We start from the raw sequence: 14884 nt of genomic DNA on the forward strand, positions 1-14884 counted from the left end.
CGGCGAAAGAAACGATGCCACCAGGGCCGACCCCGCGATATGCGGGGTCGGCCCTGCTTCGTTTGTGCCCCGACACGCCCGCAACCGAGCCTTCGGACTCGCGAATCCGCTTTCCTCGCCATCCGCTACGCCAAACCGCCGATACGTCTGCGTTTTAATGGGGCTTGCTCGAGTAGCCGCTTTTCGGGCAAGCCTGTGACCAGGTGAAACGCAGATTGCCATTGAGCGACTACCAAGCAATATCCCATTAAAACGCAGACGTATCGCTCTATTCGGTCCCGTCGGTAAAAAAGAAACCCCGCGTGAGCGGGGCTTCTTGGATTAGCGGATGAACTTCGCTAGGATGCGGGCGAGCAAGCTGGGCTTGTCGGGGCGTCGCTGGATGCCGGAGTGGCTGGGCGCCTGCATGGGCTCGTTGATGACCTGCGCCTTCACCGGCACGGGCTGGGTTGCCGGCTCGGCGGGCCGGGCTGCGGCTTCAGCGGGCTTGGGCGCCGTCTGCGGCTGCGGCGCCGGTTTCGCGGCAGCTTCCGCCTCGGCGGCCTTCGCGGCGGCCTCGGCCTCGATAGCGGCCTTGCGGGCGGCCTCCGCCTCCCTGGCCGCCTCTGCGGCGGCGGCTTCGGCCTTCGCCACTGCCTCAACCTTGGCCTCGGCTTCGGCCATTTGCGCCTGGCGCTGCTCGTTCTTGAGCTTGCGGGAGTTCGCGTTGCGTTCCGCCTTGGCCTCGGCCGCAGCGGCGCGGGCGCGCTGCGCCTCCTTGATAAGGAAGTCCTGCGACTCGAACTTCGGCTCGTCGGGCTTGGCCAGCTCGCCGAGCTTGGTGTAGCTGCCGTCGGCCTTCAGCTCGCGCAGCTTCGCCGTGTCGCGCAGGCACGTGTCGATGTAGTCGAGCACCTGGTTGCGCAGCCCCTTGTCAAGGATGGGCCAGGCGATCTCAACGCGCTTCTCCATGTTGCGCGTCATAAGGTCGGCGCTGGACAGGAAGATCTTGATGTCCTCGCGCGGGCCGAAGCCGTAGATGCGGCTGTGCTCGAGCAAGCGGCCCACGATGGAGACCACGCGGACGTTATCGGTGTAGCCGGGCACGCCCGGGACCAGGCACGAGATGCCGCGCACGAGCAGTGTGACCGGCACGCCCGCCTGGCTTGCCTCGGCGATCTTGACGATGATGTCCTTGTCGGTGACGCTGTTGGTCTTGAAGAACAGCCCGCACGGCTTGCCTTCGCGCGCAAGGGCGATCTGCTTGTCGATGTTGGCGATGATGCCGGGCTTGATCTGCAGCGGCGCCACGGACAGGATGTCGTAGTTGTCCGACGCGTTCTCCAGCTGCATGTTGCGGAAGAACTCGGTGGCGTCGCGGCCGATGGTCTCGTCGGCGGTGATGAAGCTCAGGTCGGTGTAGAGCTTCGCCGTCTTCTCGTTGTAGTTGCCCGTGCCCAGCTGCGTGATGTACTGCAGGCCGTTCTCGGTTTGGCGCGTGATGCAGCAGATCTTGCTGTGCACCTTGTAATCGCGGAAGCCGTAGATGACGTTGCAGCCGGCCTCCTCGAAGCGCTGCGACCACTCGATGTTGTTGGACTCGTCGAAGCGTGCGCGCAGCTCGAACAGCGCCGTGACCTGCTTGCCGGACTCGGCGGCGGCGATGAGCGCCTCGGCCAGGTGCGACTGGCGCGCCAGGCGGTACAGCGTGATCTTGATGGAGATGACGGTGGGGTCGGCAGCGGCCTCGCGCAGCAGCTGCACGAACGCGTCCATGGACTCGTAGGGGTAGCTGAGCAGCACCTCGCGCTCGCAGACCTGGTCGATGATGGAGCGGTTGCGGTCAAGGCATGCCGGCCACTGCGGGGTGAACGGGGGATTGGACAGCGCCATGCGCTCCTGCTCGGGCAGGTTGCTGCCAAGGCCCCAGGTCCAGCCCATGTCCAGCGGCACGGTGGTGACGTAGGTTTGATGCGGCTTGAGGTTCAGGCGGTCGAGCAGAAGCTCCTGCAGCACGCTGGAAAGCGGGCGCTCGGACTCCAGGCGCACCGGCGCCAGACGGCCGCGCTTCTTCAGGATGCGCTTCATGTGCTCGCGGTAATCCTCGTCGGACTCGTCGGTGTTCTCCGTGGCGTCCAGGTCGGCGTTGCGCGTGACGCAGATGACGTTGGTGTGCTTGACGGTGTACATGCTGAACACCTGCTCGGCGGTCATCTCCACCGCGTGCTCGAGCAGGATGAACTGGAAGCCCTCGCCCGGCAGCTTAATGACGCGCGCGCACTGGCGCGGCATGGGCAGGATGCCCACGGTGACGCCCTCGGCGCCCAGGTTCTCGCTTTCCTCGGCGGAAGGATGGATTTTGGCGGCTTTGATGGTTTTGCCGTCCTTGGCCTTGTCCTTCTTCTTCGACTTCTTCGGGCCCACTTCCTCGTCAAGGCGCACGATGACGTAGAGCGACCCGTTCTCCAAGTGCGGGAAGGGGTGGCGCGAGTTGATGATTTGCGGGGACAAAAACGGCATGATGTTGGCAGCCGTGTAGTCGGCCAGGAAGGCGCGTTGCTCGTCGTTGAGGTCGGCGGGGCGCAGGTGGCGCACGCCGTGCGCGGCCAGGGCCTGGCGCACCTCGTCATAGGTTTGCTCCTGCACGGGGTACAGCTCGTGGCAGCGCTTATGGATGGCGGTGAGCTGCTCGGCCGGCGTCATGCCCGTTTTCGAGTCGAGGACCTGCTTCTTCAGAAGCGATAGGTCGGTCAGGCTGCCCACGCGCACCATGAAGAACTCCTGGAGGTTGGACCAGAAGATGCTGATGAAGTTCAGGCGCTCGAGCAGCGGCACGGTTTCGTCGGCGCCTTGGTCGAGCACGCGCTCGTTGAACGTGAGCCACGACAGCTCGCGGTTCTGCATGTAGGGCGTGGATCCTATATGCGTGGTAGGTTCGTTTGCTTTCATGGCGTTCCCTTCCCTCGACGTCATAGATGAAACGTGCGTCGGGCGATGCGTCTTCGTTGATTCGATGTGCGAGCGGCCGCGCGAAGGGCGGCCAAGTGGAATCGATGATTGCATAACGTGCGACGCCAAGGTGACGGGGTTCCCCAACAACCACGTCCCCTCAACTCATATTTTACTCTGTTTTGATGCTGCGACCAGCTGAATCCGCCACCGGGGTTGGAAAAATGGGGTGAAAAAGGTAACGATTCTGTTTCGGATTCGATCAGTCCGCCTGCGGGGGTGCCGACACGGCCCCGAGCATGCGCTCGACCAGGTATCCCTCGCGCACGCCGTGCTTGCAGATCACCAGCTTATCGGCGCCAAGGTGGCGGAACAGCTCGGCCAAGATTACGCAGCCGGGCACCATGGTGTGCACGCGCTCGGCGGATGCCTTCAGGGCCGCGTGCCCGAACGCGGAGGGGTGCTCGCGGCAGGCGCGCAGGATCTGCTGCACCTGCTCGGCCTGGATTTCGCGCGGGCGTGCTTGCAGCTCGTCGAGCTGCTGGACCAGCTTGGCCGCTGCGCGCGTGGACCCGCCCACGCCGTAGAGCGTGGGGGCCTTGTAGGGCTCGAGGCTGGGAAGCTTGCGCAGGTTGCCGCGGAACTCGCAGGCGATGGCGTCCATCTCGATGGGTGCGGGCAGGATGTTGCGGACAAAGCGCGCGAACGACGACAGCGAGCCCTGGCCCAGGCTGACGTCGTCGCTGTCGCGGCCGCTCTCGACGCGGGTGAGCTCGGTGGAGCCGCCGCCGATGTCGACGAGCGTGCCGCTCTCGAGCGGGGTGGAGCAGCGGGCGCCGACGAACCCGAGGTGCGCCTCGTCGCGTGCCGAGAGCAGCGTGACCGCCAGCCCGCAGCGCCGCTCGATTTCCGCGATGGCGTCGGCGCAGTTCACGGCGTTGCGCAGCACGGCGGTGGCGAACACGTCGACGCGCTTGCAGCCGAAGTAGCGTACGCGCTTCATGTGGCTTTTCAGCACGTTGACCGCGCGGTCAACGCCATCGGGGGTGAACACGCCGTCCTCCACGAACGCGGCAAGGCCCGCCATCACCTTGTCGTTGATGATGCTTTTGAAGTCCTTGCTGGAATAGGTGCTGCGACGATCGTCCTTCACTTCGTAGATGACAAGGCGAATGGAGTTCGACCCCAGGTCGATGACGCCGTAGGTGGGCATTGCCGTTTTCCTTCCTCGATGGCGCTGCGCGCCGGTCCCGCTTGCGTTGATGCCGACGAAGCGCGCCGGCATGGAGTGAACCTTACCCATGATAAAGGTTGCGGGCCATCGCTTGACGTGCGCAGCCCGCGCTGACGGCTTTCGGGCGAAGATTTTACGCTCCCTTAACGTTGCCGCTTTCGGGGGTGGGGAAGGCGTGCGGGCGCGTGAACAGGGGACGGAGGTGTGTTCACGTTGCGTTGCAGGAGCGCGAAGATCGACCGTGAACACACCTCCGTCCCCTGTTCACCCTGGCGGCTTGCGGCCGCCGGATTCCCGTGTGGCGGGGCCCTGCCATCCCTTACAATATAAGGTATGCATTCCCTTGCGTTCCGCGGGTCAGGGACGCAGTTGAAAGGTGCCTTCCATGAAGAGCGTCGGTATTTGCAATGCCCTTCTCCGAGTGCTGCTTTCCGTGGCGCTTGTGGTCTCGTTCACGCCTATCCCCGGCAGTGCGGCCGAGGACGCGTCGGCTGGCGCGCGGGGTTCCGCGTTGTCGAATGGCCTGGGCGAAGCAGCGTCGACCGGCGGTGTCTCGGATGCCGCGACGGATGCCGGGGACGCGTCGTCGGGCTCTGATGCCGAGTCGACTGCTCGCGAAGGCTCCAGCGCTGCTGCGTCCGCTGGCGAAGGCGCCGTTGAAGAGGGCTCGGGAACCGCCGAAGCCGCTGGGGAAGCGGCGTCGCCCGATGGCGCCGCCGACGATGAGCCGGCGCAGCAGGGAGTCCTGTACCCGTTCGGCAAGCTGATGACCAGCGGATATGTGTACGCCTGCGATGAGCAGGGCGATTTGACGAAGCCCGTCGACGAGGACGACCCCGAGCGCAACGCCATTTCCGCGCGCGATGTCGTGAACCTGATCGTCGACTACCACGTTGCCGATATCCCCGAGGGCTTGTGCCAGGACTCGATGTGGCTGACGTCGGTGCGCTTCGAGAACGACCGTCTGGATTCCATAGGCGGCTCCGCCTTCGCTGATTGCACGAACCTTTCCTGGATCAGCTTCTCCGACATGCATATCGACTCGATCGGCGCGCAGGCGTTCGCCGGCTGTGTTTCGCTGACCAGCCTTTCCATTAAGAAGCCTGCCGAAATCGGCGCGTTGGGGGAAGGGTGCTTCCAGAACAGCGGCCTTGAGTCCACCGGTTTGGGCAGTGTGAAGGGCCTGACGTCCATTCCCACCGACGCGTACGAGGGGTGCCAAAACCTGTCCGACACGGGTCTGGGGCAAAACCAGCAGATCGCCTCGGTCGGCAACTGGGCGTTCGCCAACTGCCCCAACCTGCACCTGACGGGCCTTGAGACGAACACGTCGGTGAGCCAGCTGGGTGAAGGGTGTTTCTCCGGGTCGAACCTTGACGGCGGCTTGATCTTGCCGAGCGGTTCGCAGATCGAGGAGCTGCCCAGCCGGGCGTTCTCCGGCACGAACATGGACTATGTGTACTTCCAATGCGACTATGCGGTGCTCATCGACTCCGACACGTTCCCCAGGCGCGGGATGCAGGTGATGGTGCCGTCGGGCCTGGTCGGGCTGTATCGGTCGGGCCTTCCGGAGCGGAACTGGGAAAGCTGCAACGGCACCACCCCCGTCAGCGTCGCCGATTGCCTGAAGGACCTTCGAATCGAGTGCGACCCCGACGTCATGGAGTACAGCGAAGACGATAAGGTTTCCCTTGCCGGCATGAAGGTGGTGTTCGACCACGGGTACGGCAGAAGCTCGTTCGATTACGGCGAGATGAGGGCAAACTGCGCGTTCGCCCAGTTCATTGAGGTGTATCCCGACGAAGGGTACCTGTTCCGTTCGAGTTTCCACGGCCAGCGCATTCATATGACCTATGACGACGGCGAGGTCTATTTCGACGCGTACTCAGCCGCGCCCATGTGCGAGCGGGGCAACACCGACTTGGCGGTGGATATCCGCTACGACGGCGCGCTCTCCTCTGGGGACAGCGCCACCGGCGCGGGCCAGTACAAACCCGGCGAAACCTGCGTGGTGGTGGCAAACGCCACCACGCCCGGCAGGACGTTCGCCTATTGGACCGACGAGGAAGGGGTCATCCTCTCCGAGGACCAGTGGTACGAGTTCACGGTGGAGCGGGACACGCTGCTGACGGCGGTGTTCGCCGACAAGGCCACGGTGGCGCCCGAGGCCCGCTTGGGCAGCGCCGATGGGCGGCCGGTTGTCGGCGCAAAGGCCAGCGTGTTGGTCGACGGGCGCGACATGGGCAGCAGCTTCACCACCTATGTGGGCAAGCGCGTGACGCTGACCTGCGAATACGATGCGTCGAAGTATCATCTTGACCATTGGGAGAGCTCGCTTGACGGGCACTATCTGGGAAGCCGCCCCGGCGACACCATCGAATACGACGCCGTTGCCGGCGAGGTGCCCATCGCCGTGCTGGTGGAGTGCGGGCAGCTGAGCGTGTCCGCGAAAAGCGCATCGGGCCTGGCGCTTGGCGAAGTGAGCGGTTCGGGCACGTACGAGCTGGGGCAAACCGCCAGGCTTTCGGCGATCCCGGCGAAAGGGTGCTGCTTCCTGGGCTGGATGCATCGCGGCGAGCTGATATCCACTGAGGCATCGTACGCGTATCGGGTACAGGATTTCGATGAGGTGACCGGCTGGTTCGCGGTCGATTTCTCGCAGACGTGGGTGGCCGTGCGCGCCGCGTCGGCGCAGCCCGACCGGGGCAGCGTCTCCGGTGCCGGGCTGTACGAGGAAGGCGCCCAGGTCACGCTTTCCGCAACGCCGAACGCCGGCTACGTCTTTGCCGGCTGGTTGCGCGACGGCGAGCCCATTGAAGGTGGGGCGCAGCTGGTCGTGACCGCCGAAAGCGCTGATCAGACGGGCGCTCTGGTAAAGCGGTCACCGCTTTACACCGCTACGTTCGAGCCGGTTCCCTGCGAGGTGCGCTACGAGCAGACGCTCGACACGGGCGGCCGGACGCTTATGGACGGGGTGGAGGTCCCGCAGGCGACGGGCAGCCTTTCCACGGAAGGCGGCCAAACGGTGGCGCTTGACGCCGAGGCCCTGGGCATGCTGGATGACGACACGGTCTTCACGGGCTGGTTCGATGCCGCCACGGGCGAGCGCGTGAGCGAATCGACCGTGTACGAGTTCACGGCAGCGGGCGACGCCACGCTGCAGGCGCGGTTCTCCCTGAAGGAAGTCGGGGTGCACATCAACCCTGCTCAAACCACCGATTACTCCGAGTCGTATGCCCATTTGCAGGTGGATGCGGCGAACTGCTACCGCAACGTCGGCGAGACCGTCCAGCTTTCCGCAACGCTTGACAACGCGCAATTCGTGGGCTGGTACGTGGTAGACGGCGACGACTCCGTCGCCATCAGCGACCAGCTTGCCTGCGAATACAAGGTCACGAAGCCCGAAAACGAATCCGCGCAGATGGAGGTCACGCCCTGGTACTCGGCGATTCCTGCAAGCGTGGTGCTGAGCGTCGCCGACACCGACGAGGACGGCAACGCCCCGGGCTACTTCCTGACCTCGGGCCTGTACGGCCTGGGCCAGCAGGTGACGGTGAACGCGGTGCCCGAGCCGGGCTACGTGTTCGACTACGCCACCGACGCGCTGGGCAACACGGTCCCCGCGGCGTCCGATGGCTCGTACACGTTCCTGCTGACCGGCGACACCGAGCTGGTGGCGCATTTCCGCGTGGCGGAAAACGATGACGAGGCGTTCGAAGCGCTCAAAATCGCGCTGCTCGCGGTGTTCGGCACGGTGGGGGTCGTCGCCGCCATATACGGCCTGGGCGAGCTGGTTGACCCCATCATCGCGCAGGCCATGATCGACATCGCCGGCGCCGAGACCGTCGATGAGCTGGCCGAGATCGGCAAGAACGCCCTGGCCGAGATCGAGGAGATCTTCAACAAGCACAGGCACGACAACGACCCGAACAAGCCCCACGGCGACCATTCGGTCGAGATCGTGACCACCGCCCATCCTGCGGAGGGCGGCACCGTGCGTGGTGGCGGCATCCACTTCGAGGGCACCATTGCCGAGCTCGAAGCCATCCCCAACCCGGGATACCGTTTCGTGTGCTGGAAGGAGGACGGCGTTGAACGCTCCGTGTCGAAGCGCATGCAGATCCGCATCACCGACGCCACGCCCGAGGTGGTGGCCATGACGGCCGTGTTCGAGCGCAACGTGCGCATCACCACGTCCGCCGAGGTGACCGGCGTTGATGCCGGCATCCCCACCGGCTGCAACGCCGCGCCCGACGTGCAGACGCCGCAGCAGGGCCAGGAGGCGAAGGTCATCGCCACGGAAGGCGAGGGCTACGCGTTCGTCGGCTGGTTCGAGGACGGCATCGAGGTTTCGAAGTCGCCCGTGTACGTGTTCCCCGCCGAGGTCGATAGGCACCTGGTGGCGAAGTTCCGCAAGGCGGACCGCACCATCGTGGTGGGCGCCGACCCCGATGAGGGCGCGCAGGTGCTCTGCGACGGCGTGCCCGTGGAAGGCGGGGTCAGGGCCGCCGATGGCGACATCCTCACGTTCACGGCCCTGCCCGCGGCGCGCGTCGACGACCCGGAGAAGAAGTACAAGCTGGTGGAGTGGCGCAAAATCGACGATCAGGGGCGCACCACCATCGATCGCGGCGATGTGTGCGAGTACCGCGTGGACGGCAACGGGCACATCACGGCCGTGATGGACGGCAAGGATACCCATTCGGTTCGCGCGGCTACCGATCCCGTGGAGGGCGGGACGGCTACGCTCAAAAACGGCGAAAGCGTCGGCGAAGTGCTCGACGTGCCCGAAGGGGAAAGCGTCACCGCCACGGCGGAGGCGCGCGAGGGCTACCTGTTCGACGGCTGGTACATCAGCTACGGCGCCGCCGACGTCACGCCCATGTTCGCTTCCCACGACCAAGCCTATACGTTCGCGCCGGTGGCCGATTGCACGGTGACCGCCTGCTTCCAGCGCCTGTGCAAGGTGAGCGTGGTGGCCGAGCCCGTCGACGATCTTGCCGGCAAGTATACGGTGACCGGCGACGGCTACTGCGAAAGCGGCAAGCCCGTCACGCTTTCCGTGAAGCTTGCCGACGACGTGCGCGACAAGTTCACGTTCAAAGGCTGGTACCTGGGCGATTCCGGGGTTCCCATGGGAACGGACCCCGACCACCTTGAGCTCACGCCCGAGCAGGACACGGTAGTGCGCGCGGTGTTCGTCCCCAAACGTTACCGCATAAGCGTGGAAACTGATTCGCACCTGGTTGAACGCGGCTCCGTGGAGATCGAGGGGCATCCCGGCGCGGACGCGGTCTTGGCGGAGTACGGAAGCACCGTGACCATCAAGGCGACCCCGAACGAGGGCTTCCGGTTCGCCCACTGGAAGGACGGCAACCGCAAGAAGCACCCTGAGCAGCAGCTGACCGTGCGCGTGACGGGGGATCAGACGTACCGGGCGGTGTTCAAGGGCGCGGAGCCCGAGGTGGTGATCGCGGCCGACACGTGGCTCGGCGGCACGGTCACCTGCAACGGCATCGAGGTCACCCCGACGACGGATTCGTTCTCGCTGGGCCAGACGCTGCACTTGAAGGCCGAGCCGAAGACAGGGTATTTCTTCTGGGGCTGGTACGTGAACGGCATCTTCACCAGCCTTGATATGGAATGCGAAGTGCAGGCGAAGGGCCTGACCGCCAAATCGGAGCGGTGCACGGTCACGGCGGCGTTCAAGCCTTACGAGGTGGTTTGCCTGCCCGTGGCCAGCCCGGCGAGCGGCGGGTCGGTGCGGGCCAGCTGCGTGTTCACCGAGCGCGGCGCGGAGGTCGAGCTCAAGGCGCAGGCATCGCCCGGCTACGTTTTCACGGGCTGGTATTCCGCCGCCGGCGAGCTGGAGTCCACCGAGCCCGAGTTCACGTGCCGCCTGATGCGCAGCCACGTGCACGTGGCTCATTTCGAGGAGTGCTCGTACGAGGTGTCGGCGGTGCCGGCGGTGGCCGGCGACGGCGGGGTTTTGATCGAGGACCGCTCGGCCGGCTGGGTGAAAGGCGCCGGGGTGGTCGACGCCGGCTATTCGGCGAACATGACCGCGCACGCGCTTTCGGGCTACACATTCGAATACTGGGCCGATGATCGGGGCAACGTGGTCAGTCGCGATGCGGACTACCGCTTCGTGCCCTCGGGCGAGACGAAGCTGTTCGCCGTGTTCGCCGCCAAGCAGTTCACTGTGAACGTTTCCGCAGGTGAAGGCTATGGCAGCGCCACGGGCTCGGGCACCTATGCCGCGGGCGAAGTGGCGTGCGTCAGCGCCGTCCCGGCCGCGGGGGCGCATTTCGTCGGCTGGTTCAGCGGCGGCGCGTGTCTGTCCACCGACGCCACGTACCGCTTCCCGGTAAGCGCGGACATCGACCTGGAGGCCGTGTTCGGCATGGGCTCGTTCACGGTGAGCACCATCGCCTCCCCGACGGAGGCGGGCTACGTGAGCGGCTTCGGCGGCTTCGACGAGGGCCAGCGCACCACGCTGTCGGCCACGGCCAAGCCCGGCTTCACCTTCGATTGCTGGCGCGACGCGCAGGGTGCGCAGGTCAGCGGCCTTCCCGAGTGTACGGTGACCGTCACGGGCGACGCCGCGTACACCGCGTGCTTTAAACGCAACTCCTACGGCGTGTCGCTCAGCTCGAACGTGGAGGGCGTCGGCGAGCTGTCCGGCGAGGGCGTGTACGAGTTCGGTCAGGTGGTGCACGTGCAGGCGCGGCAGACCGACGACCGCCGCTTCGTCGGCTGGCAGCTGGTGGGCGCCGATGGCTCGAAGACGCACTTCGCCGACGACGCGGACACCTGGTTCGTGCTCGACGAGGACCTGGTCGAGGCCATAGACGACGGCGTGCTGGAGCTTGAGGCGCAGTTCGCCGACCCGTACGAGGTGGCGGTCAAGGCCACCACGGTGGTGAAGGGCAAGTCCACGAACCGCCGTTGCCGTGTGCAGGGCACCGGCGCCTACGAGGCGGGGGAGACCGTCACGCTCAACGCTGTCGCGGGCCTGGGCTACCGGTTCGTTGGGTGGACCTCAGATCCGGAGGGGCATTTCGTGGTCAGCACTGACGAGGTGCTCAGCTTCGAGGCGAAGTCCGACGTAATGTATTATGCGCAGTTCGAGGCGGACGGGCAGGTGACCATCACCGCATCCCAAAGCTCCATTTTGCGCGGAAAGGCATTCCTGACCAGCGGAAACGGCTTAACCAGCGCCACGAAGACCTGCGACAAGGGCGACCCGTTCGTGGCCGTGGCCATCCCGTGGGCCACCTACCGCTTCTCGCATTGGATCGACGATGCGGGCGCCGTTTTGAGCTACAACGCCGTGTACGTGGGCATCGCCCAGCAGGATATGCAGCTGACGGCGGTGTTCTACGATGCGGGCTTCGACCTGCAGGTGGACACCTATCCGGCGGAAGCGGCCTTCTCCATGGTGGTGCCCTTCACCGGCGATGGCTACCTGACGGCGGCGTGGATGGTGACCATCCCGTTCCCCGGTTGGAAGTTCCGCTATTGGATCGATGAACGCGGCGCCCCGGTGGGCTTCAGCACGGTGATCGTGCGTCCGTCGGTGGCGAATAAGACCTACACGGCGTATTACGAAAGGGCTTCGTGGAACGTTGTGGCGGTCGACCCGCGTGACGGCGGGCATGTCGATGGCTCGTCGGATAACGATGAGTGGGGCTGTGCCGTGGTCGAGAAGGTGGAGAACGGCTCCGCGTACACGTTGCGCGCCGTGCCCGACGAAGGCCACGTCTTCGATGGCTGGTATGCGATCGGGGAAGACGGCGCCGTGAGCGGCGAGCCGCTGAGCACGGACGCGGCTTGGACGTTCACGCCCGATGATGACGTGACGGTGACGGCCAGGTTTGCGGAGGAGCCCATGCTTTCGGTGAAGGCGTCGGCGGCCAACGGCACGGTTGATCCGGCCAGCGTGGCGGTGCCTTGGGGCGGCAACGTCTCGTTCACGGCCGCGCCCGATGCGGGGTGCTATTTGGAGCGCGCGACTGTGGCCGGCGTGCGCGATGACGGCTCGGCCGCGGATCCCGTCGAGCTTGACATAGCCGATTACCAGGGCGGAAGCCATCGAGTGACCCTGAACGGCGTCAAGGCGCCGGAGGAGCTGGCGTTCTCGTTCGCCCGCGCGGGCCAGCCCGTGGTGAAGGCGCAGCCGCAAGGCGCCAGCGTGCATGAGGGCGAAGCGGTCACGCTTTCGGTTACAGCCGACGCCGCCGAGGACGTCCTTGCCCACGAGGAGGTTTCGAGCGGGGCTGCGGCGGCTCATGAGCTGGGCTATCAGTGGTTCCGCGTGCCCGAGGGCGGCGGCGAGGGCGTGGCGCTTGAGGGCGAAACGTCCCCTTCGCTGACGTTCGATCGCGCCGCGGTGGCCGACGCGGGTTCGTACTATTGCCGCGTCACGCAAACGTATCTGGGTACCGTGACGTCCGTTGAGACCGCACGGGCTGAGGTGTCCATAGCCAAGCGGGAGGACCTGGCGTTCAATGCATGCGGTTTGCCCGCGGCGACCGCGCATAGCGAATATGCTGCGGCCATCGAGCCCGCCACCGGCGGCACCCCGCCTTATACGTATGCCGTTGCGTCTGACAGTACGTTGCCCGAGGGCCTGCGCTTGGAAGTCGCTGAGGACGGTGCGGTGCGGATTACGGGAACGCCGGAGAGCACGGGGGTGTTCAGCTTCGACATCGTGTGCTCCGATTCCGCTGGTCAGACGTGTGTTGCCCGCTTTGCGCTGACGGTTACCCCGCAGAAGGCGGATTTGTCGTTCGCTGGGGCGAACTTCGAGTACAACGGCCAGCCTCAGGCCCCCGAGCTTACGGGCGTCCCGGCCGGGTGCGCCGACTCCGTTGCGCTGTCCTTCACGGGAACGGGCGACACGCGCTATTCCGGTAGCAGGGCTCCCACCGATGCGGGCACGTACCGGGTGGTGGCAAGGCTTGCCGCAAACGGGTACGTCGGGCGTGCCGTCGCCGAGTTCGCGATCGCGCAAAAGCCCGTGTCCTTCGACATCGCGGCGGCTGATTGCGTGTACGACGGGAATGCCCATGGCGTTCAGGTGGATGCGCACGGGCTGCCCGAGCAGGATTATTCCGTGACGTACGAGGGTAAGGATGGCACCGTGTACGGCCCGACCTCGGAGGCTCCGCGTGACAGCGGCAGCTATGTTGCGACCGCGCGCGTGGAGAACCCGAACCTGGTCGGGGATCAGAAGGCCTCGTTCGCCATTGCGAAGGCGCCGCAGACCATCACGGGCCCGACGTCGTACTCGGGCGTGTTCGGCGGGCCGGGCATCGTCTTGCAGAACATGGCGAAGACCCCGGTGGCGTTCGAGCTGGTGGAGGACGCCGACGGCGCCGCCGCGCCCGTTTCGCTGCAGGGCTGTTTCGCCACGATCAACGCCGCGGGCACCGCGCGCGTGATCGCCCGCGCGGCTGGCAGCCGCAACTACCTTGCGGCCGATGACGTGGAGCTGACCATCTCGGTCGCGCCCGCCCAGCTTCTGGTGGCGGTCGACGACGCCGAGCGTATGGAAGGGGAAGCCAATCCTGACTTCACCAGCAGCTTGGTGAGCCGTGCGAGCACGGATGGGGTCGAGGTTCGCTATTCGTGCGAGGCTGACGAGAAGTCGCCCGCTGGCGACTACATTATTAATGCAAGCGTCGACGACCCGAACTTCGCGGCGACCATCGTGCCGGGCACGCTCACGGTGAAGGCGAAGCCGGAGCCCGACCCCGGGCCGGGGCCGGGGCCTGTGGATCCCGACAACCCCGATCCGGGTCCCGACCCGGTCGACCCGCCGGGCCCTGGTCCCGATCCCGACCCTGATCCGGACCCGGTCAATCCGCCCAACCCGCCGGTGCCCGACCCGGATCCCGACAATCCCGACCCGGGGCCCGACCCGGTCGACCCGCCCAACCCGCCCGACCCGGGCCCCGACCCTGTGGACCCGCCGAGCCCGCCCGATCCAGGACCCGGGCCCGACCCGGTGGACCCGCCCGATCCCGGGCCGGGCCCCGTGGACCCTGACAACCCCGATCCCGGGCCGGTCGATCCGCCGACGCCCGATCCCGACCCCGATCCGGATCCCGGGCCCGGGCCTGGGCCGGATCCCGTGAACCCGCCCGATCCCGGGCCGGGACCCGACCCGGTGGTGCCGCCCGACCCGGTGGACCCGTCGCCTCCGGGCCCCGACCCCGACCCGGTGGACCCTGACAACCCCGACCCCGGGCCCGGACCTGGGCCCGGACCCGACAACCCGGATAACCCCGGCGATCCCGACAACCCGGGCAAACCGGATCCGGGTTACGATCCGTCGAAGCCCGATCCAGGCGCCGACCCCACTAACCCTGGCTCGGGCGACTCTGACTCCGGCAACCCGGGCGATCCCGCCTCGGGTAACCCCGGCGACCCGGGCAACCCCGAGGGTTCGCCGTCCGGTCCCGGCTCCGGCAACGCTTCCGTAGCTGCGGCGCTTGGGCAAACGGGCGACGCGGTCGGGCGGACCGGCGCCGCGGCAACCTGCGCGGCGGCGGTGGCGGCCCTTGCGGCAGCCGTCGCGAGTCGCCGGCGCCGCAGCTAAAGTCAACGCTTGGTTACGATTTGCCATCGGCCCCGTTGCCGCTTCGGCGTGTGCTAGCATGAAGGAAAGGATTCCCGCCATGCCGCACGCGCCGTCGCGCGCCCGGGGCCGCTGGT

The 14884-nt window shown here is 66.4% G+C and carries 3 protein-coding genes; 1 reads left to right on the forward strand and 2 read right to left on the reverse strand.

What is annotated here, in order from left to right:
- Nucleotides 1-321: 321 nt before the first annotated feature.
- Both ppk1 and Q0D52_RS06140 read right to left on the reverse strand, forming a co-directional pair.
- Entirely contained in the window at nucleotides 322-2928 is a 2607-nt protein-coding gene (gene ppk1, locus Q0D52_RS06135) for a polyphosphate kinase 1 (protein WP_294380966.1), read from the reverse strand.
- 262 nt (nucleotides 2929-3190) lie between these two features.
- Nucleotides 3191-4213 (reverse strand): hypothetical protein, encoded by a 1023-nt coding sequence (locus Q0D52_RS06140; protein ID WP_294380968.1) that lies wholly within the window; start codon nucleotides 4211-4213, stop codon nucleotides 3191-3193.
- A 334-nt stretch (nucleotides 4214-4547) separates the two neighbouring features.
- Here Q0D52_RS06140 and Q0D52_RS06145 point away from each other — a divergent pair, with 334 nt between their 5' ends.
- Nucleotides 4548-14768, forward strand: coding sequence for an InlB B-repeat-containing protein (locus Q0D52_RS06145; protein ID WP_294380971.1), 10221 nt, complete (start codon nucleotides 4548-4550; stop codon nucleotides 14766-14768).
- The last annotated feature ends 116 nt before the right edge of the window (nucleotides 14769-14884 follow it).

This window comes from uncultured Senegalimassilia sp. (assembly GCF_934630535.1).
GTDB lineage: Bacteria > Actinomycetota > Coriobacteriia > Coriobacteriales > Eggerthellaceae > Senegalimassilia.